Source organism: Pseudorhodoferax sp. Leaf267 (assembly GCF_001422405.1).
GTDB lineage: Bacteria > Pseudomonadota > Gammaproteobacteria > Burkholderiales > Burkholderiaceae_C > Pseudorhodoferax.
Genome location: NZ_LMMV01000012.1, coordinates 379382 through 404737, shown reverse-complemented (window position 1 = coordinate 404737; position 25356 = coordinate 379382). Strand labels below are relative to the sequence as shown.

Below are 25356 nucleotides of genomic sequence, written 5' to 3'. Positions count from 1 at the left end.
TTGTGGGGAAGCGCAAATTACAGCACAGCACGCCCTGTAGAGTCCGGGCCACACGAAAGCAAAGGGAGCGGGCATGGCGGCGTATCTGATCGGTGATGTACAGGGTTGCGACGCGCCGCTGGGCAAGCTGCTGGACACCATCGGCTTCTCGGCCAGCCGCGACACGGTCTACGTGCTGGGCGACCTCGTCAACCGCGGGCCCGCCTCCGCCGCCGTGCTGCGCCGTCTGATGGCCCTGGGCAGCAGCGCACGCTGCCTGCTGGGCAACCACGACATGCACTTGCTGGCCTGCGCCTACGGCATCCGCCGCCCGCACAAGCGCGACACATTGGAGGAGGTGCTCGCCGCGCCGGACCGTGCCGCGCTGCTGGACTGGCTGCGGCGGCAACACCTGGCCCTGCACGAAGACGTGGCCGGCCGCCCGCTGCTGATGGTGCACGCCGGCGTGCTGCCGCAATGGACCGCGGCACAGGCCGTGGCCCTGGCGCGCGAGCTGGAGACCGTGCTGCGTGGCAACGACATCGAGGGCTTTCTGCGCGAGATGTACGGCAATGCGCCCGACCACTGGCACGACGGCCTGCAGGGCAATGCGCGCCTGCGCGTGATCGTCAACGCGCTGACGCGCTTGCGCTTTTGCAGCGTGGACGGTCGCATGGAGTTCGACAGCAAGGACAGCGCGGCGACGGCGCCGGAGGGCTTCATGCCGTGGTTCGATGTGCCGGGGCGCCGCACGGCGCAAGACACGGTGGCCTTCGGGCATTGGTCCACCCTGGGCTGGCTGGACCGGCGCGACGTGATCTGCATGGACACGGGCTGCGTGTGGGGCGGCCCGTTGAGCGCGTTGCGCGTGGCAGCCGATGCGGCCCAGCAGGCGCTGGTACAGGTCGACTGCCCGCAGGCGCAGCAGCCCGGCTGAGGATCAGCCCGAGGTCGACTCGGTTTCGGGTTGGGACTGTGGCTGCTGAGGCGCGGGCCGCGGCTGCGGCAGCGACTTGAACAGCGCCGCCACCTTGCGCTTGGGCTTGATGTTGGCCGAGATGCCGCGGGCCGGCTGGCGCGCATTGGCCTCCCAGCTCGGTGTCGCGTCCTGGGCCTTCTGCGGCGCCTCGTAGGGCTGGTCGAAGAAAGGATCGCGCGTCGCCGAGCGTTGCGGGCGGGCGGGCCGCTCCGGCCGCTCGGCGCGTTCCACGCGCTCCTGCGGCTCGCGGCGTGGGCGCGGCTGGCCGTCCATCACGTCGCGCGGGTCGTCGCCGCCCCAGGCACGGCGGCCATCGTTGAAGCGGCCCTGCTCGCGGATGCGTGGCATGTCTTCTTCGAACTCGAAGGCCTCGATCTCGATCTTGGTCTTGATCAATTTCTCGATCTCGGCCACCAGGCGCGCGTCGTTGCCGCCGCCCGCGAAGCTGACCGCCAGGCCAGAAGCGCCGGCACGGCCGGTGCGGCCGATACGGTGCACGTAGTCTTCGGCATTGAACGGGATGTCGAAATTGAACACTGCCGGCACATCCTTGATGTCCAGGCCGCGTGCCGCCACGTCGGTACAGACCAGCAGGTCGACTTCACCTTTCTTGAACGCCTCCAACGCCTTCAACCGCTCGTCCTGGCTGCGGTCACCGTGCAAGGCCACCGTGCGCAAGCCCTCGCGCTCCAGCGAGCGTGCCAGGCGGGCGCAGCCCAGCTTGCTGTTCACGAACACGAAGGCCTGGCGCAGTTCGCGTTTCTTCAGGATCTCGCGCAGCGCGCGGCGCTTGTTGTCGTCGTTGACGCTGTAGAAATGCTGCTCGACGGTCGATGCCGTGGCGTTCGAGCGCGCAACTTCGATGGTCGTCGGGTCCTGCAGGTAGCTGTTGGCCAGGCGCTTGATCTCGGGCGAGAACGTGGCCGAGAACAGCAGCGTCGTACGCTGCTTGGGCAGGTAGGACAGGATGCGCTGCAGGTCCGGCAGGAAGCCGATGTCCAACATGCGGTCGGCCTCGTCGAGCACCACGTACTCGACCTGGTTCAACACGGCGTTCTTGGCCTCGATGTGGTCGAGCAAACGGCCCGGCGTGGCCACCAGCACCTCGACGCCCTTCTTGAGCTCAGCCGTCTGCGGCTTCATGTCGATGCCGCCGAACACCACCGTGCTGCGCAGCTGCGTGTACTTGGCGTACAGCTTGATCTGCTGCGCCACCTGGTCGGCCAGCTCGCGCGTGGGCAGCAGCACCAGGGCGCGCACGGGGTGGCGGGCCGGCGAGGTCGAGCTGTTCTCGTGCTTGAGCATGCGCTGCAGCAGCGGCAACGAGAAGGCGGCCGTCTTGCCGGTGCCAGTCTGCGCCGCGCCCATCACGTCGCGCCCCGTCAGCACCACCGGAATGGCCTGCGCCTGGATCGGCGTCATGGACTGATAACCCATCTCGGCGACGGCGCGCGCAAGAGGTTCGGCAAGTTGCAGCTGGGAAAACGAATCCAATGCGGATTCAGCGGAGGTGTCGGGTGCGGAGTCGGTCATCAATACCAGAATTCAGGTGCTACCAAGCCGATAGCAGGCCGGCACGAGAGGATGAGGCCGGACCTGGATTATCGCCCAAGGGGTCCGAAGCCATGGCCGGGCGGGCTGAAACCCTTCCCGGCTGCGTGTCAAGAAAGAGACGCGCCGATCGGCGGCACGGCCTGGCGCACGTCGCCGCACTGCGCGCGGTGGCGCAAGGCATGCTCCATCACGACCAGAGCCAGCAGCGCCTCGACGATGGGTGTCGCGCGAATGCCGACGCAGGGGTCGTGCCGGCCCTTGGTCACGACCTCCACGCTCTGGCCCTGTACGTCGATGGATTCGCGCGGCGTGATGATGGAGCTGGTGGGCTTGATGGCGATGGACACTTCCAGGTCCTGGCCGGTGCTGATGCCGCCGAGCACACCGCCCGCATGGTTGGTACGAAAGCCCTGCGGCGTCATCGAATCGCCGTGCATGCTGCCGCGGTGCGTGACGCTGGCGAAGCCGGCGCCGATCTCCACGCCCTTCACGGCATTCAGGCCCATCATCGCGAAGGCAATGTCGGCGTCCAATTTGTCGTACAGCGGCTCGCCCAGGCCGACCGGCATGCCGGTGGCCATGACGCGCACGCGCGCGCCACAGGAATCGCCGGCCTTGCGCAGGCTGTCCATGTAGTCCTCGAGCGCCGACACGTCGGCCACAGGCGCGTAGAACGGGTTGTTCGGCACGTGGTCCCAGCTCTCGAACGGGATGGCGATGTCACCGATCTGCGTCATGCAGCCGCGGACCTGCACGCCGTGGTGCTGCGCCAGCCACTTCTTGGCCACGGCGCCGGCGGCCACGGTGGGCGCCGTGAGCCGGGCCGACGAGCGCCCGCCGCCGCGCGGGTCGCGGATGCCGAATTTGTGCCAGTAGGTGTAGTCGGCGTGGCCCGGGCGAAAGCTTTGCGCGATGGCGCTGTAGTCCTTGCTGCGCTGGTCCGCATTGCGGATCAGCAGCGCGATCGGCGTGCCCGTGGTGCGGCCGTCGTACACACCGGACAGGATCTCCACCGCGTCCGGCTCGTTGCGCTGCGTCACATGCCGGCTGGTGCCCGGGCGGCGGCGGTCCAGGTCGTGCTGGATGTCGGCCTCGGACAGCTCCATGCCCGGCGGGCAGCCGTCGATCACGCAGCCGATGGCCGGGCCGTGGGATTCACCGAAATTGGTGACTGCGAAAAGGGTGCCGAAAGTGTTACCGCTCATGGGGCTGGATTATCCGTGAGGCCCCGCAGCAGCGCGTGGGCGCTGGGAACGAATCCTGCTTCGCATACACGGCACCCATCGCGGTGCGGACAACCTCTCTACCGAAAGGCACACCATGCTGGACCGCACAAGCACTCTGTTTTCCCACGTCAAGCCTGCAGATACCGACTATGTCTCCGGCGGCCTGCGCGACTTCTTCCTGTACCGCGACCTCGGCATTGCCGAAGCCACGCATGGCAAGGTGATTGCGCACCTTGTGAAGGCCAACATGGCACCGGAAACGGGCACGGGATGGCACCGGCATGAGGCGGATTTCCAGATCGTGATCATGGTCAAGGGCTGGGCGCGTTTCATGTACGAAGATAAGGAAACGCTGGTCGAAGCGGGCGACGTGGTGCACCAGCGACCCGGCATCCGCCACTACCTGTTCGACTATTCGCCCGACATGGAGTACCTGGAGATCGTCTCGCCGGCCGACTTCAAGTCGGTGGACGTGGAACCCGTGTGCGACGTGCCGGCGGCCACGCCCTGGGCGTGAGCGCAAGGCCCTCTGGCCAGAGGGCTGCGCCTCAAAATTCCGCGTCGAGTTCGTCGATCTCCTCCGGCTCCTTCTTCGCCTCGGCGATCCATTCCTTCATGGCCGGCAAGGCCATGATCTGCTTGCAGTAGTCCGCGCAGACTGGCGGCAACGCCACGTCGTACGTCAGGAAGCGCGTGACCACGGGCGCGTACATGGCATCGGCGATGCAGGGCTTGTCGCCGAACAGGTAAGGGCCGCCATACGCCTGGATGCACTCGATCCAGATCTCCAGGATGCGGTCCACGTCGGCCTGCGCGCGCGACCACACCTTGAAGCCCGGGAAATGCGCCTTGATGTTCATGGGCAACGACGCGCGCAGCGCCGAGAAGCCCGAATGCATCTCGCCGCAGATCGCACGGCAATGCGCGCGCGCGCCCTGCTCGGCGGGCAGCAGGCCGGCCTTGGGCTTGAGCTCATTGAGGTATTCGCCAATGGCCAGGGTGTCCCACACCAGCACCTTGCCGTGCTGCAGCGAAGGCACGCGCATGGAGGATGAGAGCAGCAGCATCTCGGCCTTCATGGCCGGGTCGTCGGGAGACACCACGTGCTCGTTGAACTCCAGGCCGGCCAGCTTGGCCATCAGCCAGCCGCGCAGGGCCCAGGCGCCGTAGTTCTTGCTGCTGATCGTGAGTACCGCCTTGGTCGCCATGTCATCGCCTCCTGTGAGGGCGATCACCGTGCAAGGGCCGTGCCACCCGGCGTGGGCGCTGCCTGCAGGCCTGGCCCGCAACTTGCCTCGTTCCAGCATTCCGACTCCCACGAGACACCGCATGCTCTACCAGGCCTATCAGTTGCAGTCCGACCTGATGTCGCCGATCCGCCTGCTCGCGCAATCGCTCAGTGCCTCGCTCTGGTTCGACAACACCGAGCGCAGCCCGGTGCGCGGCATGGCGGCGGCCTCGGCCGTGATCTCGCGCATGCGGCTCACGCATTCGCGGCCGGCCTATGGCATCACCTCGGCCCACGTGGCGGGCGAGTCGGTGCCCGTGACCGAAGAGGTGTTGCGCAAGAAGCCATTCGGCAGCCTGCTGCGCTTCAAGCGCGCACTGCCGCCTGGCATGCCGGACCAGCCCAAGGTGCTGCTGGTCGCGCCGCTGTCGGGCCATTTCTCGACGCTGCTGCGCGAGACCGTGCGCACGCTGCTGCAGGACCAGGACGTCTACATCACCGACTGGCACAACGCACGCGACGTGAGCCTCAAGCACGGCGCCTTCACGCTGGACGACTACATCGCCTACATGATGGATTTCATCGCCGCCGTGGGCCCGGGCACGCACGTGGTCGCGGTCTGCCAGCCCTGCGTGGCGGCCCTCGCTGCCACCGCCATCATGGCCGAGGACGACCACCCCGCGCAGCCACGCAGCCTCACCCTGATGGCCGGCCCCGTCGACTGCCGCGTGAACCCCACGGGCGTGAACGCGCTGGCCACCAGCAAGCCCATCGAGTGGTTTGCGAAGAATCTCATCAGCCACGTGCCCATGCCGCACGCGGGCTTCATGCGCCGCGTCTACCCCGGCTTCGTGCAGCTGACGGCCTTCATGAGCATGAACCTGGAGCGGCACAAGCAGCAGTACAAGGACATGTACAAGTACCTGCTCGAAGGCGAGCTCGACAAGGCCGAGACCATCCGCGTGTTCTACGAAGAGTACCTCGCCGTCAACGACCTGCCCGCCGAGTTCTACCTGGAGACGGTGGAAAAGGTGTTCCAGACCTATGACCTGCCGCGCGGCGTGCTGACCTTCCAGGGCCGCACGGTCAACACAGCCGCCATTCGCCGCACGGCCTTGATGACGGTGGAAGGCGAGCGCGACGACATCTGCTCGGTGGGCCAAACTCTAGCCGCGCAGGACATGTGCACCAGCGTGCGGCCCTATCTGCGCACACACCACGTGCAGACCGGCGTAGGGCATTACGGCGTGTTCAGTGGCCGCAAGTGGAATGAACAGATCTACCCGCGCGTGCGGGACATGATCCACGCGACGGCGGTCTGAGCGGAGGGCTGAAGAGCCCCCCAGGCGTCAGCCCTTCTCGCCGTCTTCCTCGCCACCCGGCCAGTCGCGGATGTAGGCCTTGAGCATCTTGTTCTCGAAGTTCTGGCTGTCCACGACGGCCTTGGCCACGTCGTAGAAGCTGATCACGCCCATCAGCATGCGCTTGTCCATCACGGGCATGTAGCGGGCATGGCGTTCCAGCATCATGCGGCGCACTTCGTCGAGCTCGGTCTCGGCCGAGCAGGTCAGCGGCGCGTCGTCCATGGCCGTACGCACCAGCACAGTCCCAAGTTCCCCCCCGTTCTTCACGATGCTCTGGATGACTTCGCGGAAGGTCAGCATGCCGACCAGGTCGCCGTGGTCCATGACGACCAGCGAACCGATGTCCTTTTCCGACATGGCCGCGACGGCGTCGGCCAGGGCCTGATCGGGCGTTGCGGTGTACAGCGTGTTGCCTTTGACGCGCAGAATGTCGCTGACTTTCATGGGGCCTCCTGTTGATCGTCCGCGACGCGGAACTGTCAAGGGAATATAGCCCACAATCATCCCCAAAACAGCCTCGTTCCCCCAGTAGGAGACCCCCGCATGCCCGGATATTCGGACCCTGGCTTCGACACGTTGGCACTGCACGCAGGTGCCTCGCCGGACCCGGCCACGGGTGCGCGCGCCGTGCCCATCCATCTCACGACATCGTTCGTGTTCGAGTCCAGTGACCACGCGGCCGCGCTGTTCAACCTGGAGCGCGCAGGCCACGTCTATTCGCGCATCAGCAACCCCACCAATGCCGTGCTCGAGCAGCGCGTGGCCGCACTCGAAGGCGGCATCGGCGCCATCGCCACGGCCAGCGGCCAGGCCGCGCTGCATCTGGCGGTGGCCACATTGATGGGCGCGGGCAGCCACATCGTGGCCAGCACGGCGCTGTATGGCGGCTCGCAAAACCTGCTGCACTACACGATGCGGCGCTTCGGCATCGACACGACCTTCGTGAAGCCCGGCGACATCGACGGCTGGCGCGCCGCGATCCGGCCCGAGACGCGCCTGCTGTTCGGCGAGACCGTGGGCAACCCGGGGCTGGACGTGCTGGACATTCCCACCGTGAGCGCGATCGCGCACGAGGCCGGCGTGCCGCTGCTGGTCGATTCCACGCTGACATCGCCCTGGCTCATCAAGCCGTTCGAGCTGGGCGCCGACCTGGTCTACCACTCGGCCACCAAGTTCCTGTCGGGCCACGGCACGGTGATCGGCGGCGTGCTGGTCGATGCAGGCAGCTTCGACTGGGCCGCGTCGCACGCAGCGAGTGGCCGGTTCGCCGAACTGGCCCAGGCCTACGAGGGCTTCCACAACATGGTGTTCGCCGAGGAAAGCACGGTCGGCGCGTTCCTGCTGCGCGCACGGCGCGAAGGGCTGCGCGACTTCGGCGCCTGCATGAGCCCGCACACCGCCTGGCTGATCCTGCAAGGCATCGAGACGCTGCCGCTGCGCATGGAACGCCACATGGCCAACACGCGCAAGGTGGTGGAATTCCTCGCGGCCCAGCCCTTCGTGGCGCGTGTGGGCCACCCGCTGCTGGAGAGCCACCCCAGCCATGCACTCGCGCAAAAGCTGCTGCCGCGCGGCGCGGGCTCGGTCTTCAGCTTCGACTTGAAGGGCCACCGCGAGCAGGGCAAGAAGTTCATCGAGACGCTGAAGATCTTCAGCCACCTTGCCAACGTAGGTGACTGCCGTTCGCTGGTGATCCACCCGGCCAGCACCACGCATTTCCGCATGACCGACGAGGCGCTGGCGGCTGGCGGCATCAGCCAGGGCACGATCCGCCTGTCCATCGGCCTCGAAGATGCAGACGACCTGATCGACGACCTCAAGAAGGCCTTGAAGGCCGCGGAGAAGGCGGCATGAACGTCACCGTCAACGACCACACCGCGTATTGCTACACCGGCGGCAAGCCCTTCGACGCGGCCAAGCCGACCGTGGTGTTCATCCATGGCGTGCTGAACGACCACAGCGTCTGGATTTTGCAGAGCCGCTACCTCGCGCACCACGGCTTCAACGTGGTGGCCGTGGACCTGCCGGGCCACTGCCGCAGCGGCGGCGAGGCGCCCTCTTCCGTCGAGGAAGCCGCAGACTTCATCGGTGCGCTGCTCGACGCCGCGGGCATCGACAAGGCTGCGCTCGTCGGCCACAGCTGGGGCTCGCTGATCGCGCTGGAGGCCGCTGGCCGGCTCAAAGCCCGCATCACGCAGCTCGTGCTGGTCGGCACGGCCTTTCCGATGAAGGTCTCGCAGGCGCTGCTCGATGCCTCGCAGCACGACCCCGAGGCCGCGCTCAAGATGGTCAATGTGTTCTCGCGCGCCACGCTGGCCGCCCCGCCCTCGGCACTCGGCCCCGGCACCTGGGTCTATGGCGCCAGCCTGGCTCTGGGCCGGCGCGTGCTGCGCAGCAATGCCAGGGCCAACGTGTTCCACCGCGGCTTCCTGGCCTGCGACCGCTATGCCAACGGCGAGGCGGCCATTGCGCAGATCGCATGCCCGGTGCTGTTCGTGCTCGGCGCGCAGGACCAGATGACGCCGCCGAAGGCCGCGCAAGGCCTGATCGACAAGGCCCGCGCCGCTGGCAAGCACGTGCGCATTGCCACGCCGGCCGTGGGCCACCACCAGATGACCGAGACGCCCGACGCCACGCTGTTCGCGATCCGCGACTTCCTGCGCGGCTGACGCGCGGCGATGGCGCGCTGCCAAGGAGACCACGATGGACGACAGCACCCTGTTGCGCAGCGAAGGCACGGATCCGCGCGCCTTCAAGCGCTTTGCCGACTTCTATCCGTTCTACCTGAGCGAGCACCGCAACCGTAGCTGCCGGCGACTGCACTTCGTGGGCTCCACGCTGTCGCTGGTCTGCCTGGGCCTGCTGCTGTTCACCGGCCAGTGGCGCTGGCTGTGGATCGGCCTGCTGTGCGGCTACGGCTTCGCGTGGATCGGGCATTTCGGTTTCGAGAAGAACCGGCCCGCCAGCTTCAAGCGCCCGCTCTACAGCTTCATGGGCGACTGGGCGATGTACCGCGACATCTGGGCCGGGCGCATCAAACTCTGACCGCCAACGCGTCGCGCAGCAGCAGGCTGTACCAGCGCCCGCTCTCCCAAAGCGGCGCCAGCGCATCGCTGCGGTGCACGAGCAAGCGCTCCAGCAGGGGTGCCAGCAGCGTGCGGTCCGGATCGGCCAGCAGCACGTAGCGTGCCTCCTCGGCGTCCTGCGCCGTGCCGTGGACCGCGTGTTCGGCTTCGTCGAGCTTGGCGATCCAGTCCAGGCCCACGAGCGCATCGAGCACGGGCGTCAGCTGCAGCGCGTCCGTGCCCAGCAGCCGGCCCAGTTCGCTGGCGGCCAGCCCATGCTGCGCCCCGGGCCGGGCCGCATGCAGGTGCTGCAGCACCTCCACGGCCAGCTGGAAGTGCCAGCCGTAAGCGCCGGCCGGCCGCGCCACACCTTCGACCAGGGCAGGCAGGTAGGCCGCGATCACCGCGCCCAGCAGCACGATGAGCCAGGCCAGGTAGATCCACACCAGCAAAATGGGCAGCGTGGCGAAGGCACCGTACATCGCCGAGTACGTCGGTACCGAAGCCAGGTACACGCTCAACAGGCGCTTGGCCATCTCGATGCCCAGCGCCACGAACAGGCCGCCGGCCAGTGCATGGCCCCACTTCACATGCGTGTTCGGCACATGGCGGTACAGCGAGGCCATGCCCAGCACCAGCAGCAGGAATTCGAGGCTGTCCAGCAGCAAGCGCACGCCGCCGGGCAGGCTGTCGACCAAGCCGCGCGAGGACGAGATGGCGTAGGAAGTGACCGCCAGGCTGGCGCCCAGCAGCAGCGGCCCCAGCGTGATCAGCGCCCAGTAGATCAGCACACGCTGGCCCAGCGGCCGCGGCTTGCGCACACGCCAGATGCGGTTCAGCGTGCGGTCGATCGTGAGGATCAGCGCCAGGGCCGTGACCAGCACCACGGCCAGCCCCACGCTGCCGAGCCGGCTGGCCTGGCTGGCGAACTGCGTGAGATAGCCCAGCACCTGGCGCGCGATGGTCTCGGGCACCAGGCTTTGCACCAGCCAGCGCTGCAGCACGCCCTGCATCGTGCCGAAGATGGGGAACACGGTGAAGATGGCCAGCAGCACCGTGAACAACGGCACCAATGCCAGCGTGGTCGTGAACGTCAGGCTGCTGGCCGTGAGGCCCAGCTGGTCTTCACGCAGGCGCTCGCGCAGCGTGGCTGCGGTATTGCGCCAGGGAAAGCGCGCGATCTGTTCCAGCAGGGCGTGCAGGCGCGAAGAGAGCATGGCTCGCTATGATGCCACCGCCATGCAGCCCGCCCCCCTCCCATCCCCCATCTCCTGGACCCGTTGGCTGGCCGTCGCCAGCCTGCTCGGCCTCATCGTGCTGGGCCTGGCCTGGGAGCTCTGGCTGGCGCCGCTGCGCCCGGGCGGCACCTGGCTCGCCATCAAGGTGCTGCCGCTGTGCATCCCTCTGGCGGGCCTGCTGAAGAACCGCATGTACACCTACCGCTGGCTGAGCCTGCTGATCTGGCTGTACTTCACCGAGGGCGTGGTGCGCGCGTTCGGTGACGCCCCGCCCAGCAGCTGGTGCGCGCTGGCCGAGGTGCTGCTGTGTTTGCTGCTGTTCGTCGCCTGTGCCATGCACGTGCGCCTGCGTTTTCGCAATGCCCGCGCGGCCACCGCCGCCGCGGGTGGATGAAAGACTTCTGACATGACCGCCTTGCTCGACTCCCTGCGCGCCACCGTCGGTGCCGCGAACGTATTGACCGAAGGCGATCTTTCCGCCTGGGAGCAGGACTGGCGCAAGCGCAGCCGCGGCAAGTCGCTGGCCGTGGTGCGGCCGGCCACCACGCAGCAGGTGGCCGATGTGGTCAAGGCCTGCGCCGCGGCCGGCGTGAGCCTGGTGCCGCAGGGCGGCAACACCGGCCTGGTGTGTGGCTCCACGCCCGATGAGAGCGGCACGCAGGTCGTGCTGTCGCTCACGCGCATGAACGCCGTGCGCGGCATCGACCCGGCCAACCTCACGATGACGGTGGAGGCCGGCTGCATCCTGCAGACGCTGCAGGAGCTGGCCGAGAAGGACGGCTTCCTGTTCCCGCTGAGCCTGGCGGCCGAGGGCAGCTGCACCATCGGCGGCAACCTGGCGACGAACGCAGGCGGCACGCAGGTCGTGCGCTACGGCAACACACGCGATCTGTGCCTGGGCCTGGAGGTCGTCACGGCCGAGGGCGAGATCTGGAACGGACTGACCGGCCTGCGCAAGGACAACACGGGGTACGACCTGCGCGACCTGTTCATCGGCAGCGAAGGCACGCTGGGCATCATCACCGCGGCCACCATGAAGCTCTACCCCATGCCCGCCGCGCGCCTGACGGCCTGGGCCGCCGTGCCCTCGATGGAGCAGGCCGTGGAGCTGCTGGGCATGGCGCACCGCACGCTGGGCGCGGGCCTCACGGGCTTCGAGGTCATGGGGCGCTTCGCCGTGAGCCTGGTGGCCAAGCACTTTCCGCAGCAGCGCGTGCCCTTCGTGACCGGCGCGGCCGAAGCGGCAAACGAGACGCCCTGGTGCGTGCTGCTGGAGAACTCCGACGACGAGTCCGAGGAGCATGCCCGCACGCGCTTCGAGAAGCTGCTGGAGCAGGCCTTCGAGGCCGGTTGCGTGAGCGACGCCGTGGTCGCCGAGAACCTCACGCAGGCGCACCAGCTCTGGCACATCCGCGAGAGCATTCCGCTGGCCCAGGTCGAAGAGGGCCTGAACATCAAGCACGACATCTCGATCCCGGTCTCGCGCATCCCCGAGTTCGTGCGCGTGACGGACGCGCTGCTGGCACGGGCGATCCCCGGCGTGCGCATGGTCGACTTCGGCCACCTGGGCGACGGCAACCTGCACTACAACGTGCAGGCCCCGGCCGGCGGCGATGCCAGGGCCTTCCTGGCCGAGCAGGAAGAGCACGTTAACACCGTGGTGTTCGACTCGGTCAAGGCCTTCGACGGCTCGATCTCGGCCGAGCACGGCGTGGGCAGTTTGAAGCAGCACAAGCTGCCGCACTACAAGTCGCCCGTGGCGCTGAAGATGATGCGCTCGATCAAGGGAGCGCTGGATCCGAAGAACGTGATGAATCCGGGGCGGGTGCTGGAGGCGTGAACACCATCGACCGGAGAGACAATCCGACCATGACCACCCGCCCCATCCGCTCCCAATACGAAGACTTCATGCGCCACGTGCAGCAGCACGGCGTGGCCAAGGGCGACCGCACGGGCACCGGCACCAAGAGCGTGTTCGGCCACCAGATGCGCTTCGACCTGAACGAAGGCTTCCCACTGGTCACCACCAAGAAGGTGCACCTCAAGTCCATCATCCAGGAACTGCTGTGGTTCCTGACCGGCTCGTCCAACAACAACTGGCTCAAGGAACGCGGCGTGAGCATCTGGGACGAATGGGCAAAGCCTGATGGCGACCTGGGCCCGGTCTACGGCGTGCAGTGGCGCTCGTGGCCCACGCCGGACGGCGGCCACATCGACCAGATCGCCGAGGTGGTCAAGCAGCTCAAGACCAACCCCGATTCGCGCCGCATCATCGTGAGCGCATGGAACGTGGCCGATCTGTCGAAGATGGCGCTCATGCCCTGCCATGCGTTCTTCCAGTTCTACGTGGCCGACGGCAAGCTGAGCTGCCAGCTCTACCAGCGCAGCGCGGACATCTTCCTGGGCGTGCCGTTCAACATCGCCAGCTACGCGCTCTTGACCCACATGCTCGCACAGCAGTGCGACCTGCAGGTGGGCGACTTCATCTGGACTGGTGGCGACTGCCACATCTACAGCAACCACGCCGAGCAGGTGGAGCTGCAGCTGAGCCGAACGCCCTACCCCTACCCCACGCTCGTCATCAAGCGCAAGCCCGATTCGATCTTCGACTACCAGTACGAGGACTTCGAAGTCGTGGACTACCAGCACCACGCCGCCATCAAGGCGCCGGTGGCCGTCTGACATGCCCACGCTGCACCTGATCCTTGCGCGTGCCGCCAACGGCGTGATCGGCAAAGCCAACACACTGCCGTGGCGGCTGCCGGAAGACATGGCGCACTTCAAGCGCACGACCATGGGCTGCCCGGTCGTCATGGGCCGCAAGACCTGGGATTCGCTGCCGCCGAAGTTCCGGCCGCTGCCCGGCCGCATCAACATCGTGCTCACGCGCCATGCCGACTGGCAGGCCGATGGCGCACTGCGTGCGGCCTCGCTCGAGGAGGCCCTGGGCCTGTGCCCGGCCGATGCCAAGGTGTGGATCACCGGCGGCGCCGATGTCTATGCCCAGGCCATGGCGCTGGCCAGCACGGCGGTGGTCACCGAGATCGAGGCCGAGTTCGAGGGCGATGCCTATGCCCCCAAGTTCGGCGGCAACTGGAAAGAAACCGAGCGCGAGCGCCACGTCTCGGCCGCGGGGCTGGCCTTCAGCTTCGTGACGTACCACAACACCGCGCTGACGCCGTAGCCCTGAGGCGCCTCGCTTGCGCGCGCCGATGCTGCAGGCCAGTGCAGCCTGTAGGCCCGCTCCCACCCGGGCGCGGCGCACCGACCGCTCGAAATGCGGCGACCGGCCTTCGACACTGTCTGCTCTTCGCCTCCACAGCACAGCTCATCACTACAAGAAGTCAGTGCCTGGTCCCTTCATGACGAGCCAGGGTGTTTCGCACCCGCACGCCCCATCCGGAGACCTCCAGAGTGACCGATCCGACCGACACCGCCGCCGTCCCTGCGCCTCGCCTGCACACCGTGGCAGCGGCCGGCCAGCGCTACGGCGCGGATTCACACATGGGCAAGCGCGTGACCGCCTGGCCCGCGCGCGCACGCTAGGACGTTGATGCAGTTGCTGGCCGCCTGGCTGCCCTGGATCAAATTCGTGCACCTGTCCGCGCTGCTGGCCTGGTGCGCGAGCCTGTTCGCGCTGCCGGCCCTGCTTGCGCTGTACCCGCAGACGCAGGGCCGCATCGCCAAGCGGCGGCTGTGGGCAGCCTCGCGCTTCGTCTACATCGCCATCGCCTCGCCAGCGGCGGTGCTGGCCGTGGTGTCGGGGACCCTGCTCATCCATGTGACCGGCTCGTACGCCGTGTGGTTGCTGGCCAAGCTCACGCTGGTCGCGGCCATGGTGTTCTTCCACGCCGGCTGCGGCAAGCTGCTGCTGGTGCTGCGCGAGACGCCGCAGCGCTGGTCACCCGGGTTCCACGTCGCCCTGGCCCTCGTGCCGGCACTGTTGATTCCCGGCGTGCTGTGGCTGGTGCTGGCCCAACCACGTCTGTAGATCTGCGATGGGCCCCTCAGTCTTCCTCGTCCGCGTTGAGCACCCCGACCCGGTGCTCGAACACCAACGTGCCGCCCAGCCAGCCGGCCACGCTGACCAGCAACGCGCCAAGGCCCGACAGGTACATGCCGAACGGCACGATCAGCGCCTCGGCGTCGGCCACGCGCATGCCCCAGTTGGCCACGCCGACCGACAGCAGCATCACGGCCACGACGAAATGGCTCCAGGCCGCGGCGCGGCGGCGGATGTCGCGCACCAGCAGCAGCTCCCACGTACCGGCGATGCCGGCCACGATGCCCGTCACGGCCCCGGCGCCGGCCAGCCACAGCGACATGCGCGCCCAGAACGGGTCACTCCAGTACCACCACGCGATGTCGCTGGCGAGCACCGCCATCAGGAACGCGATGGGGAACGGCACCAGCATCGCATGCGCCGGGTGGCCGAAAAAGTGCACGCCCGTGGTCGTGCCGTGCGGGACGGGGTCGGCGTAGTGCTTCATGCTGCGGCCCACTCTAAGCGCGCGGCCGGATCACCTGCTGCGCCAGGGTCTCTCGCGCGCGCCGCGGGCCTCGCCACCTTGGCCTTGCTGGCCGGCTGCGGCGCGGCCGGCCCGCTGTCGGCGCTGGACCCGGCCGGCCCCGGCGCGGCGCCGATCGCGCGCGTGTGGTGGGCCATGTTCTGGGGCGGCATGGCACTGCTGGTGTTCATGACGGCGCTGGGCCTGTACGCCGCGCTGCGCCGCCCGCAGGGCACGCCGCGGGTGTCGGAGCGCGCTTTTGTGCTCTGGGGCGGGCTGGCCCTGCCCGGCGTGGTGCTGGTCGCGTTGCTGCTGTGGGGCGTGCGCGCAGGCCACGCGCTGCTGCCGCTGCCCGGCCAGGCGCCTGTGTTCACCGTGGAGGTCACGGGCCGGCAATGGCAATGGGAGGTCGCCTACCCGGCCCACCCGGCGGCGCGCACGGCGGTGAACCGCATCGACATCCCGGCCGGCCAGCCGGTCGATGTGCGCGTGCGCACGGCGGACGTGATCCACGGCTTCTGGATCCCGCGCCTGGGCGGCAAGATCGACGCGATCCCCGGCCGCAGCAACGTGATCCGGCTGCAGGCCGATGCGCCCGGCATCTACCGCGGCGTGTGCGCCGAATACTGCGGCACGGGCCACGCACGCATGCCCATCGAGGTGCACGCGCACGCGCCATCTGCGCTGCAGGCCGCGCTGGGCGGGAGCGCGCCATGACCGGGCCCGTCGCCCTGCACCACCGCCTGCAACGCGTGTGGCACAACCCGTCTGGCTGGCGCTCGCTCTCGGCCGTGAACCACAACATCGTGGGCCGGCGTTTCATCGCCACGGCGCTGGTGTTCTTCTTCGTCGGCGGCATGCTGGCCATGCTGATCCGCGCGCAGCTGGCCACGCCGGGCTCGGCCTTCCTGGACGACGCGCTGTACGCCCAGGTGTTCACGATGCACGGGACCATCATGATGTTCCTGTTCGCGATCCCGCTGATCGAGGGCTTCGCGATCTACCTGCTGCCCAAGATGATCGGCGCGCGCGACCTGGCCTACCCGCGGCTGGGTGCGTTCGGCTACTGGTGCTACCTGCTCGGCGGGCTGATCCTGCTGGGCGCGCTGGCCGCGGGCGTGGCGCCGGACGGCGGCTGGTTCCTCTACACGCCGCTGTCCAACGCCGTGCACACGCCAGGCGTGAATGCCGATGTGTGGCTGCTGGGCATCACCTTCGTGGAGATCTCGGCCATCGCAGCGGCGGTGGAGATCGTGGTCACCATCCTCACCATGCGCGCGCCGGGCATGTTGCTGGCGAAGATGCCGCTGTTCGCCTGGTACATGCTGGTCACGGCCGGCATGATGCTGATCGGCTTTCCGCCGCTGATCCTGGGCAGCCTGATCCTGGAGCTGGAACGGGCCGCCGGCTGGCCCTTCTTCGACGCGGCGCGTGGCGGCGACCCGCTCTTGTGGCAGCACCTGTTCTGGCTGTTCGGCCACCCCGAGGTCTACATCATCTTTTTGCCGGCCGCCGGCATCGTCTCCACGCTGATCCCCACCTTCGCGCGGCGGCCGCTGGTGGGCCACCACTGGGTGCTGGCCAGCATCGTGGCCATGGGCTTCATCAGCTTCGGGCTGTGGGTGCACCACATGTTCACGGTGGGCATTCCGCATCTGGCGCTGGTGTTCTTCTCGGCGGCCAGCATGCTGGTGGCCATTCCCACGGCGGTGCAGATGTTCGCGTGGATCGCCACGCTGTGGCACGGCCGGCCCAAGCTGGCCTTGCCGATGCTGTGGCTGCTGGGCTTCCTGGTGGTGTTCGTGTGCGGCGGGCTCACGGGCGTGATGCTGGCGCTGGTGCCGTTCAACTGGCAGGCGCACGACACGCACTTCGTGGTGGCCCACCTGCACTATGTGCTGGTGGGCGGCTTCCTGTTTCCGTTCATGGCGGGCATCTACTACTGGTTCCCGCATCTGTTCGGCCGGCAGACCCTGCCGCGCCTGGGCGCGTGGGCGTTCTGGCTGATCTTCGTCGGCTTCAACACCACGTTCTTCATCATGCACCTGACCGGCCTGCTGGGCATGCCGCGGCGTGTGGGCAGCTATGTGACGGGGCTGGGCTGGGACTGGCCGAACCTGGTCTCCTCCATCGGCAGCTTCGTGATGGCCATCGGCTTTTTCCTCCTGCTGCTGGACTTGATCGTCAGCGCCTACATGGGCCGGCGCGCACCGCAGAACCCCTGGGATGCGGCCACGCTGGAGTGGGCCATGCCGACACCGCCGGCGTTCTACAACTTCGCCAGCCAGCCGCGCATCGCGGACGGCGAGCCGCTGTGGACGACGCCGCAACTCGGCGCCGACATCGCGGCCGGCCGCGGCCTGCTGGCCGGCGCGCCGGTCGACGAGCAGCACAGCCTGGGCTGCCACCCGGTCACGGGCGCGCCCACCCACGTGATCCGGCTGCCCAAGCCCGGCTGGATGCCGCTGGCCTGCGCGGTCGCGGTGGGCGCCGTGTTCATGGCGCTGCTGACCAAGACCTACTGGCTCGTGCCTTTCGGGGCCGTGGCGGCGCTGGTGCTGTTCTGGCGTTGGGCCTGGTCCATCGGCCTGCGGCAGGACCCGGCGCCGGTGGACGTGGGCGACGGCGTGCTGCTGCCCGTGCACGACGTGGCCGAGCGCGCGCCGGGCCGCGCCGGGCTGATGTGGACCCTGGTGGCCGATGGCACCTTCTTCGTCTCGCTGCTGTTCGGCTACGCCTACTTGGCCACCGTCGCGCCGGGTTGGCCGCCACCGGCCTGGCTGGCCACCGGCTGGGCGCTGCCGCTGGCCGGGGCCGCCGCCCTGGCCTTGGCCTGCGCAGCCATGCGCCGCGCCGTGCACGCCAATGCCCATGGCGACGCGCCCGGCCGCCAGCGCTGGCTGGCCGGCGCGCTCGCCGCGGCCCTGGCCGCCACCGTGCTGCTGCCGGCCGGCGTGCTCCCCGGCCTGCCGGACCCGCGCACGCATGCCTACGGCGCGATCCTGGCGTTCTGCCTCGCCTATGGCGTGCTGCACAGCGCGCTGGGCGTGGTGTTCGCGGCCTACGCGCTGGCCCGCGGGCGCGCGGGCTTCGTCTCGCCGCTGCGCCAGGTCGAGCTGCAGACGGCGCGCCTGTGGTGCGACTACACGGCCGCCACCGGCCTGGTGCTGCTGGCGGCGCTGCACATTCCGGCGGCCCTGCGATGACGGACCGCACCGCGTTCGAGCCCGGCGTGCGGCATTGGCTGCTGGGCAGCTGCGGCGGCCTGCTGCTGTGGGCCAGCAGCTTCGTCGCGCTCTACGCGCTACTGTCGCTGGGCTGCCAGGCCGGCTGGCAGGCGCGCCCGATGCCGCTGGGCAACGGCCTGAGCGTCGCGATGGCCACGGCCTGGCTCGTGCATCTGCTGGCGCTGGCCGCGTTGTGGACCTGGTTCGCGCGGCGCTGGCCGCCGCACGGTCTGCTGCCGCGGCTGGCGCGCACGCTGACCGCGATCGCGCTGGTCGCCACGGTATGGACCGGCTGGCCCGTGCTGGCCCTGCCGCCCTGCGCAGGCCTGGCCACAGCCGCGCCCCTCCCACCCCATCAGGAGGCCCCATGTTCGACGACCTGATCGCGCTGTGCCTGGCCGGCGCCCGTCCCGCGCTGCCGCAGGACTGGTGGGCCGCCTGGAGCCTGGCCCCCGCCACGCTGACGCCGCTGGCAGCGCTGCTGCTGTGGCTGCGGCTGCACCGCCAGGGCCGCTGGCCGCTGGCGGGCTGGGCGCTGCTGGCCCTGGGCCTGGTGTCGCCGTTGTGCCGCCTGGCCGCGACGCTGGCTGCCGCCCACATGGCGCAGCTGATGCTGCTCATCGCAGCCGCGGCCTTGCTGGCTTGCGGCCCGCACCGTGCGCGCGCGCAGGCCGGCGGGCACCTGGCCCTCGCCACCGTTGCACACGGCGCGCTGCTGTGGCTGTGGCACGTGCCGGCGGTCTACGCGCTGGTGCTGCAGCAGCCGGCCGCCCATGTGCTGGCCTATGGGCTGCTGCTGGCGTCGAGCTGGTGGTTCTGGCGCGGCGTGCTGCTGGCGCCCGAAGCCCGGCGCGGCCATGCCCTGCTCGCGCTGCTGGCGACCATGGCGCACACCGGCCTGCTGGGCGCATTGCTGACCTTCGCGGGCACGCCGCTGTACCCGCTGCAGGCAGCCGGCGCGCGCGCCTGGGGGTTGGCGCCGCTTGCGGACCAGCAACTGGCCGGCCTGCTGATGTGGGTCGTGGGCGCGGCAGCCTACCTGTGCACGGCCGTGGGCCTGGCGCTGCACTGGTGGGCCGCCGCCCACCGTGGCCCCCAGGCCTTACGCGTCACAGTTCCTTGACACTTGCGCACACCGTTGTCCCTACAGTCCTGCTGTCCCGTCACAGAGCGGGATGCCACACCAACAGGACCACGATGTTTCGCAACACAAGCATTCGCAGCCGGCTCGCTCTGGCATTCGGCGTATTGACGCTGCTGGTACTGGCCGTGGCCGCATTGGCGCTGTCCGCGCTGGCGGATGCGAACGCCAGCTTTTCAAACTACACGCGCGGCATGAACGCGCGCGCCACGGTGGCCGCCCACGTGCGCGCCGCTGTCGGCGACCGCGCCATCGCCGCGCGCAACCTGGTGCTGGTCACCAAGCCAGCCGACCTGGCGGCCGAAAAGGCCGCTGTCACCACCGCGCACCAGGACGTGCAGGACAGCCTGGCCCAGCTGGGCAAGATGCTGGCCGCCGACCGTACCGCCTCCGACCAGGCGCGCCAGCTGGTGGCCGACATGGCCCGGGTCGAGCAGGCCTATGGCCCTGTGGCTCTGGCCATCGTCGACCTGGCACTGCGCGGCCAGCGCGAGCAGGCGATCACCCGCATGAACGACGAATGCCGCCCGCTGCTGGCCGCCCTGGTACAGGCCACGGCCGCCTACGCCCGCTTCACCGAAAGCCGCACGGTCGCGCTGCGGCAGCAGGCCGAGGCAGACCATGCCCGCCAGCGCCACCTGCTGGTCGCGCTGTGCCTGTTCGCGCTGGTCGCCGCCATTGCGGCCGGCTGGCTCATCACACGCAGCATCACGCGGCCACTGGACCAGGCCGTGCAGGCGGCCGACCGCATCGCCGGCGGCGACCTGGGCCGGGCCATCGAGGCCCGCTCCACCGACGAGACCGGCCGCCTGCTGGCCGCGCTGCAGCGCATGCAGCAAAGCCTGGTGGAAACCGTGCAGACCGTGCGCGGCAATGCCGACAGCGTCTCGGTGGCCAGCTCGCAGATCGCCCAGGGCAACAACGACCTGAGCCAGCGCACCGAGCAGCAGGCCTCGGCGCTGCAGGAAACGTCGGCCGCGATGGAAGAGCTGGGCAGCACCGTGCGCCACAACGCCGACAACGCGCGCCAGGCCGGCGAACTGGCCAGCGTCGCGTCGCAGATCGCCGCGCGCGGGGGCGACGTGGTGGGCCAGGTCGTCACCACCATGCAGGCCATCAACGACAGCTCGGCGCAGATCGCCGAGATCATCAGCACCATCGACGGCATCGCCTTTCAGACCAACATCCTGGCGCTGAACGCCGCCGTGGAAGCGGCCCGCGCCGGCGAGCAGGGCCGCGGCTTCTCGGTCGTCGCGAGCGAGGTGCGCAACCTGGCCCAGCGCAGCGCGCAGGCGGCCAAGGAGATCAAGACGCTGATCACGGCCAGCGTGGGCCGCGTGGCCCACGGCACGGCGCTGGTGGACCGCGCCGGCAGCACCATGCAGGAGATCGTGGCCTCGGTGCAGCGCGTGTCCGACATCATGGGTGAGATCAGCGCGGCCAGCCGCGAACAGAGCATCGGCGTGGACCAGGTCGGCCAGGCCGTCGCGCAGATGGACCAGGCCACGCAGCAGAACGCCGCGCTGGTCGAGGAAAGCGCGGCCGCGGCCGCCAGCCTGCAGACGCAGGCCGAGGAGCTGGTGCAGGCGGTGGCGGTGTTCCGCTTCGAACAAGCCCAGGCGCAGAGCAAGCCCGCCGTGGCGCCGCGCCGCAGCCCTGCCCCCATCGCGCGGCCCCGGCTGCCGGCCGGCAGCGACGGCTGGGCCCACGCCTAAGCCCGGCCCCAGCGCGCCAGCACGCGGATGTAGACCAGCTCGGCCACCAGTTCCACCAGCGTCTGCGTGACGACCAGTGCCGGCAGCAGCGGCATGCCGCCCGGCACGGCCAGCGCCAGCGGCAGCACCACCAGGGCATTGCGCGTGGCCGCGCTGAAGGCCACGGCCCGCGCCGCCGCCGCCGGCAGGCGCGCCAGCCGCCCCAGCCACCAGCCCATCGCCGGTGCCACGACGGCGAAGCCCACATAGACCGGCAGCACGCGCAGCGCCTGCGCACCCGCCTGGTCCAGCCGCGGCAGCACGGCCAGCACCACGACCAGCAGCACCAGCGCCGTGGCCGGCACCGGCAGCAGGGCCAGCGCGCCCAGCACGCGCCCGCCCGCTCGCGCGCCCGCCGCCCAGCGCTGGCACAGCCCCGCCAGCAACAGCGGCGCGGCGATCAGCCAGACGAAGGCCTGCACGAACGGCTCGGCCTGCACCAAGCCGTCGGCGGCATGGCCCAGGAACAGCGCGAGATAGACCGGCAACAGCAGCATCTGCGCGACCAGCAGCACCGGCGTGGCCGCCAGCAGCAGGCGCGCATCGGCCCGCCCCAGTTGCGCGAAGGCCACCACATAGTCGATGCACGGGCACAGCAGCACCAGCAGCACGCCCAGCCGCAGCATGGGGTCGGCTGGCAGCCAGGGCACGAGCCATGCGACGAGCAGCGGCACGGCCACGAAGTTCGCGCCCAGCAGCGCGGCGATGAAGCGCAGGTCGCGCAGCGCCCGGCCCAGCGTGGCCAGCGGCAATTGCAGGAAGGTCAGGAACAGCATCAGTGCCAGGGCAGGGTTGATGGCTGGCTCCAGCGCTTCGGTGCCGGGCACCAGCAGCGCGATGGCCGCACCCGCCGCGACCGCGCCGAAATACAGGAAAGGCTGGCGGGTTTCGAGAAAGTTCTGCAGAGGGAGCACGGCGGCGAGCTTAGCGCGCGCGTGCAGGCGCCCCTGGCCGGCATACTGGCCGCACGCCACCCCACACGACCCACCATGCAACTCGACGCGCCGCTGCGACAACGCGTGCAAGACCGCCTGCAGACCTTCGCACTGCAGACCACGCCCTGCGCCGGCCACCGCGCGGCCGTCGCGCTGACCTTGCTGGAGGAAGGCTGGGGCGCCGACCTGGCCGGGCTGGCCAAGCCCACGGCCTGGAGCTCGGCTGCCGCCGTGCTGCTGACTCGGCGAGCCTTGACGCTGCGCAACCACCCGGGCCAGTGGTCGCTGCCCGGCGGGCGCATCGAACCCGGTGAATCCGCTGCAGAGGCGGCCCTGCGCGAACTGCACGAGGAGGTGGGCCTGCGGCTGGATGGCAGCGCGGTGCTCGGTCTGCTGGACGACTTCGTCACGCGCTCGGGCTTCGTCATCACGCCCGTGGTGGTCTGGGCCGGCCCGGCGCGCGCCACGCTGGTGGCCGACCCGGCCGAGGTGGCCAGCATCCACCGTGTGCGCGTGCAAGAGTTCATGCGCGAGGACGCGCCGCTGCTGGAGCCCATCGCCGACAGCCCGCACCCCGTGTTGCGCATGCCCATGGGCGACGGCTGGGTGGCCGCGCCCACGGCCGCGCTGCTCTACCAGTTCCGCGAGGTCTGCATCGCCGGGCGCACCACGCGCGTGGCGCATTTCGAGCAGCCGCTATTTGCGCGCAAGTAGGCCCGTCTTCGGGCCGTGCGGGCAGGATGCGAAGTCCTGGATCGACAGCGCCCCTGGCTTTCGAACACGAACCTGGCCACGGTGATAGGCTTGCCGGCTCCCTCACGAGCCCAACCCATGAAGATCGCCACCTGGAACGTCAACTCCCTCACCGCCCGTCTGGCCCATGTGCAGAACTGGCTGGCCGCCAACCCGGTCGATGTGCTGTGCCTGCAGGAGCTCAAGATGACCGACGACAAGTTTCCGCTCGAGGTGTTGCGCGAAGCCGGTTACGAGTCGGCTGTGTTCGGCCAGAAGACCTACAACGGCGTGGCCATTCTCTCGCGCACGCCCTCGCGCGAGGTGGTGAAGAACATCGTCGGCTTCGACGACGAGCACGCGCGCGTGATCGCGGCCACGGTGGACGGGCCGGCGGGGCCGATCCGCGTGGTCAACGGCTACTTCGTCAACGGCCAGGCGCTGGACTCGGACAAGTTCGTCTACAAGATGAAGTGGCTGGACGGCCTGCAGGCCTACCTGCGCCAGGAGCTCGCGCAGCACCCGCAGCTGGTGCTGCTGGGCGACTTCAACATCACGCCGGAAGACCAGGACTCCTACGACCCGGTGGCGCTGGCCGGCACCATCCACCACTCGCCGCAGGAGCGTGCGCACTTCCAGCAGCTGCTGGCGCTGGGCCTGACCGACAGCTTCCGCATGTTCGAGCAGCCGCCCAAGAGCTTCAGCTGGTGGGACTACCGCATGCTGGGCTACCAGAAGAACCGCGGCCTGCGCATCGACCACATCCTGGTCAGCGAGGCCCTGAAGCCGCAGGTCAAGAGCTGCGTGATCGACCGCGTGCCGCGCAAGTGGGAAAAGCCCAGCGACCACGCGCCCGTGGTGCTGGAGATCTGATCCCTACTCCAGGCCGAGTTCCTGGATCTTGCGCGTGATGGTGTTGCGGCCGATGCCGAGCTTCTGCGCGGCCTCGATGCGGCGCCCACGCGTGTTGTTGAGCGCGGTCAGGATCAGCTTGGACTCGAAGCGGCGCGTCAGCACGTCCCACACGTCGTGGCGGTCCGCGGCCAGCAACTCCAGCGCCTCGGCCTCCAGGCCGTGCTCCCATCCGGCAAGGCCGGGTGTGGCAGGCGCCAGCACGTCGGGATAGGCGATCGGGTCGGCCAGCGGCGCCTGCGCGCCCACGCTGGAAGCGCCTTCGGGCTCGCCCGCCACCATGGGGGCCGGGCGCGGCGCCACGGCGATGGCGGCACCGACGGGCACGCCCGCTGCGGCAGCGGCCGACATGACCTCGGGCGGCAGGTCCTTGGGCTCGATGACCTGGGCCGGCGCCATCACGGTCAGCCAGTGGCACACGTTCTCGAGCTGGCGCACGTTGCCCGGAAAGCTGAACAGGCCGATCTGCGCCAGGGCCGCGTCCGAGATGCGCTTGGGCTCCACGCCGAGCTGCGCGGCGCTTTGCTGCAGGAAGTGCCGCGTGAGCATGGGCACGTCTTCCTTGCGCTCGCGCAGCGCGGGCAGGCGCAGGCGGATCACGTTCAGGCGGTGGAACAAGTCCTCGCGGAACACGCCTTCGCGCACGCGCTGCTCCAGGTCCTGATGCGTCGCGGCGATCACACGCACATGGGCCTTGACGGCGTTGTGGCCGCCCACGCGGTAGAAGTGGCCGTCGGACAGCACGCGCAGCAGCCGCGTCTGCAGATCGAACGGCATGTCACCGATTTCGTCGAGGAACAGCGTGCCGCCCTCGGCCTGCTCGAAGCGGCCACGGCGCATGGTCTGCGCGCCCGTGAAGGCGCCGCGCTCGTGGCCGAACAGTTCGGACTCCAGCAGGTCCTTGGGGATGGCCGCCGTGTTGATGGCCACGAAGGGGCCGCTCGCGCGCGGCGAGTGCTTGTGCAGCGCGCGTGCCACGAGCTCCTTGCCCGAGCCGGACTCGCCCGTGATCATCACCGTGACGTTGCTTTGGGACAGGCGGCCGATGGCGCGGAACACGTCCTGCATGGCCGGCGCCTGGCCCAGCATCTCGGGCGTGGCGGCCATGCGCTCTTCGGCCACTTCCTCGCGCTGGCTTTCCTCGACGGCACGGCGGATGAGCTCCACGGCCTTGGGCAGGTCGAAGGGCTTGGGCAGGTACTCGAAAGCACCGCCCTGGAAGGCGGACACGGCGCTGTCCAGGTCGGAGAACGCCGTCATGATGATCACGGGCAGGCCCGGATGCTTTTCCTTGACCTTGCCAAGCAGATCGAGGCCCGAGCCGCCCGGCATGCGGATGTCGCTGACCAGGATCTGCGGGCCGTCTTCGTCGCCAGCGCTCTCCAGCGCCGCCAGCACTTCGCGCGGATTGGTGAAGCTGCGTGTGGGCAGGTCTTCGCGCAACAGCGCCTTCTCCAGCACGAAGCGAATGGATTGGTCGTCATCTACTATCCAGATCGGCTTCATGTGTGTCG

At 69.2% G+C, this 25356-nt stretch carries 27 protein-coding genes; 19 read left to right on the top strand and 8 right to left on the bottom strand.

Features of this window, described 5'->3' with window-relative positions; genetic code table 11:
- Positions 1-73 precede the first annotated feature (73 nt).
- Positions 74-916 (top strand): symmetrical bis(5'-nucleosyl)-tetraphosphatase, encoded by an 843-nt coding sequence (locus tag ASF43_RS13715; RefSeq protein ID WP_056181846.1) that lies wholly within the window; start codon positions 74-76, stop codon positions 914-916.
- 3 nt (positions 917-919) lie between these two features.
- Here the strand turns inward: ASF43_RS13715 and ASF43_RS13710 are convergent, their stop codons facing one another.
- Together ASF43_RS13710 and aroC are read right to left on the bottom strand one after the other, a co-directional pair.
- Complete coding sequence (locus tag ASF43_RS13710; protein WP_056181844.1) at positions 920-2491, bottom strand: DEAD/DEAH box helicase; 1572 nt, start codon at positions 2489-2491, stop codon at positions 920-922.
- 128 nt (positions 2492-2619) lie between these two features.
- On the bottom strand, positions 2620-3717 hold the full coding sequence (gene aroC / locus ASF43_RS13705; protein WP_056181842.1) for a chorismate synthase: 1098 nt from the start codon (positions 3715-3717) through the stop codon (positions 2620-2622).
- 115 nt (positions 3718-3832) lie between these two features.
- On the opposite strand from aroC, the gene ASF43_RS13700 reads away from it, so the two are divergent.
- A complete protein-coding gene (locus ASF43_RS13700) occupies positions 3833-4255 on the top strand; it encodes a cupin domain-containing protein (RefSeq protein ID WP_056181839.1) in 423 nt (140 codons plus the stop codon).
- A gap of 31 nt (positions 4256-4286) precedes the next feature.
- Here ASF43_RS13700 and ASF43_RS13695 read toward each other — a convergent pair whose 3' ends face one another.
- On the bottom strand, positions 4287-4946 hold the full coding sequence (locus ASF43_RS13695) for a glutathione S-transferase (RefSeq protein ID WP_056181836.1): 660 nt from the start codon (positions 4944-4946) through the stop codon (positions 4287-4289).
- Positions 4947-5067: 121 nt separating this feature from the next.
- On the opposite strand from ASF43_RS13695, the gene ASF43_RS13690 reads away from it, so the two are divergent.
- Positions 5068-6288, top strand: a complete 1221-nt coding sequence (locus ASF43_RS13690; protein ID WP_056181833.1) for a polyhydroxyalkanoate depolymerase — start codon at positions 5068-5070, stop codon at positions 6286-6288.
- Positions 6289-6315: 27 nt separating this feature from the next.
- Here the strand turns inward: ASF43_RS13690 and ASF43_RS13685 are convergent, their stop codons facing one another.
- The gene (locus ASF43_RS13685; protein ID WP_056181831.1) at positions 6316-6774 is read right to left on the bottom strand and encodes a CBS domain-containing protein; all 459 of its coding nucleotides are present in this window, start codon (positions 6772-6774) and stop codon (positions 6316-6318) included.
- Between the two features lie 99 nt (positions 6775-6873).
- On the opposite strand from ASF43_RS13685, the gene ASF43_RS13680 reads away from it, so the two are divergent.
- From ASF43_RS13680 to ASF43_RS13670, 3 genes are read left to right on the top strand one after another with little or no spacing between them, the layout of a single operon-like run.
- Positions 6874-8184, top strand: coding sequence for an O-acetylhomoserine aminocarboxypropyltransferase (locus ASF43_RS13680; protein ID WP_056181828.1), 1311 nt, complete (start codon positions 6874-6876; stop codon positions 8182-8184).
- Positions 8181-8999, top strand: a complete 819-nt coding sequence (locus tag ASF43_RS13675; protein ID WP_056181824.1) for an alpha/beta fold hydrolase — start codon at positions 8181-8183, stop codon at positions 8997-8999. The genes ASF43_RS13680 and ASF43_RS13675 overlap by 4 nt, the downstream gene beginning before the upstream one ends.
- A 34-nt stretch (positions 9000-9033) precedes the next feature.
- The gene (locus ASF43_RS13670; protein WP_056181821.1) at positions 9034-9375 is read left to right on the top strand and encodes an Mpo1-like protein; all 342 of its coding nucleotides are present in this window, start codon (positions 9034-9036) and stop codon (positions 9373-9375) included.
- Here ASF43_RS13670 and ASF43_RS13665 read toward each other — a convergent pair.
- Entirely contained in the window at positions 9365-10612 is a 1248-nt protein-coding gene (locus tag ASF43_RS13665; protein WP_056181818.1) for a YihY family inner membrane protein, read from the bottom strand. The two genes, ASF43_RS13670 and ASF43_RS13665, sit on opposite strands and share 11 nt — an antisense overlap.
- Between ASF43_RS13665 and ASF43_RS13660 the strand changes: the two genes are divergently transcribed.
- The 6 genes from ASF43_RS13660 (at position 10611) to ASF43_RS13640 (ending at position 14624) form a co-directional block, all read left to right on the top strand.
- On the top strand, positions 10611-11027 hold the full coding sequence (locus ASF43_RS13660) for a DUF2069 domain-containing protein (RefSeq protein ID WP_056181815.1): 417 nt from the start codon (positions 10611-10613) through the stop codon (positions 11025-11027). The genes ASF43_RS13665 and ASF43_RS13660 overlap by 2 nt on opposite strands.
- A 12-nt stretch (positions 11028-11039) precedes the next feature.
- Entirely contained in the window at positions 11040-12473 is a 1434-nt protein-coding gene (locus ASF43_RS13655) for an FAD-binding oxidoreductase (protein ID WP_056181812.1), read from the top strand.
- A 29-nt stretch (positions 12474-12502) separates the two neighbouring features.
- On the top strand, positions 12503-13315 hold the full coding sequence (locus tag ASF43_RS13650) for a thymidylate synthase (RefSeq protein ID WP_056181809.1): 813 nt from the start codon (positions 12503-12505) through the stop codon (positions 13313-13315).
- Between the two features lies 1 nt (position 13316).
- The gene (locus tag ASF43_RS13645) at positions 13317-13817 is read left to right on the top strand and encodes a dihydrofolate reductase (RefSeq protein ID WP_056181806.1); all 501 of its coding nucleotides are present in this window, start codon (positions 13317-13319) and stop codon (positions 13815-13817) included.
- A gap of 230 nt (positions 13818-14047) precedes the next feature.
- Positions 14048-14179: a hypothetical protein gene (locus ASF43_RS32040; protein WP_255358116.1), complete on the top strand. Its 132-nt coding sequence runs from the start codon at positions 14048-14050 to the stop codon at positions 14177-14179.
- A 7-nt stretch (positions 14180-14186) separates the two neighbouring features.
- Positions 14187-14624, top strand: coding sequence for a CopD family protein (locus tag ASF43_RS13640; protein ID WP_056181803.1), 438 nt, complete (start codon positions 14187-14189; stop codon positions 14622-14624).
- 16 nt (positions 14625-14640) lie between these two features.
- On the opposite strand, the gene ASF43_RS13635 is transcribed toward ASF43_RS13640, so the two are convergent.
- The gene (locus ASF43_RS13635) at positions 14641-15123 is read right to left on the bottom strand and encodes a DUF2231 domain-containing protein (RefSeq protein WP_056183393.1); all 483 of its coding nucleotides are present in this window, start codon (positions 15121-15123) and stop codon (positions 14641-14643) included.
- A 78-nt stretch (positions 15124-15201) separates the two neighbouring features.
- Here ASF43_RS13635 and coxB point away from each other — a divergent pair, with 78 nt between their 5' ends.
- From coxB to ASF43_RS32115, 5 genes are all read left to right on the top strand, one after another.
- On the top strand, positions 15202-15858 hold the full coding sequence (gene coxB / locus ASF43_RS13630) for a cytochrome c oxidase subunit II (RefSeq protein ID WP_056181801.1): 657 nt from the start codon (positions 15202-15204) through the stop codon (positions 15856-15858).
- A complete protein-coding gene (gene ctaD, locus ASF43_RS13625; protein ID WP_056181798.1) occupies positions 15855-18347 on the top strand; it encodes a cytochrome c oxidase subunit I in 2493 nt (830 codons plus the stop codon). Before coxB ends, ctaD begins: the two co-directional genes overlap by 4 nt.
- Positions 18344-18751 carry a hypothetical protein gene (locus ASF43_RS13620; protein WP_056181795.1) on the top strand — a complete coding sequence of 136 codons (408 nt, stop codon included), beginning with the start codon at positions 18344-18346 and terminating at the stop codon, positions 18749-18751. Before ctaD ends, ASF43_RS13620 begins: the two co-directional genes overlap by 4 nt.
- Complete coding sequence (locus tag ASF43_RS13615) at positions 18736-19491, top strand: cytochrome c oxidase assembly protein (protein ID WP_056181793.1); 756 nt, start codon at positions 18736-18738, stop codon at positions 19489-19491. The genes ASF43_RS13620 and ASF43_RS13615 overlap by 16 nt, the downstream gene beginning before the upstream one ends.
- 74 nt (positions 19492-19565) lie before the next feature.
- On the top strand, positions 19566-21224 hold the full coding sequence (locus ASF43_RS32115; protein ID WP_056181788.1) for a methyl-accepting chemotaxis protein: 1659 nt from the start codon (positions 19566-19568) through the stop codon (positions 21222-21224).
- Here ASF43_RS32115 and ASF43_RS13605 read toward each other — a convergent pair.
- Positions 21221-22177, bottom strand: coding sequence for a bile acid:sodium symporter (locus tag ASF43_RS13605; protein WP_056183391.1), 957 nt, complete (start codon positions 22175-22177; stop codon positions 21221-21223). The genes ASF43_RS32115 and ASF43_RS13605 overlap by 4 nt on opposite strands.
- 75 nt (positions 22178-22252) lie before the next feature.
- On the opposite strand from ASF43_RS13605, the gene ASF43_RS13600 reads away from it, so the two are divergent.
- Both ASF43_RS13600 and xth read left to right on the top strand, forming a co-directional pair.
- Complete coding sequence (locus ASF43_RS13600) at positions 22253-22912, top strand: CoA pyrophosphatase (protein ID WP_056181786.1); 660 nt, start codon at positions 22253-22255, stop codon at positions 22910-22912.
- Between the two features lie 117 nt (positions 22913-23029).
- On the top strand, positions 23030-23803 hold the full coding sequence (gene xth, locus ASF43_RS13595) for an exodeoxyribonuclease III (RefSeq protein ID WP_056181783.1): 774 nt from the start codon (positions 23030-23032) through the stop codon (positions 23801-23803).
- A gap of 3 nt (positions 23804-23806) precedes the next feature.
- On the opposite strand, the gene ntrC is transcribed toward xth, so the two are convergent.
- The gene (gene ntrC / locus ASF43_RS13590) at positions 23807-25348 is read right to left on the bottom strand and encodes a nitrogen regulation protein NR(I) (protein WP_056181780.1); all 1542 of its coding nucleotides are present in this window, start codon (positions 25346-25348) and stop codon (positions 23807-23809) included.
- Positions 25349-25356: the final 8 nt, after the last annotated feature.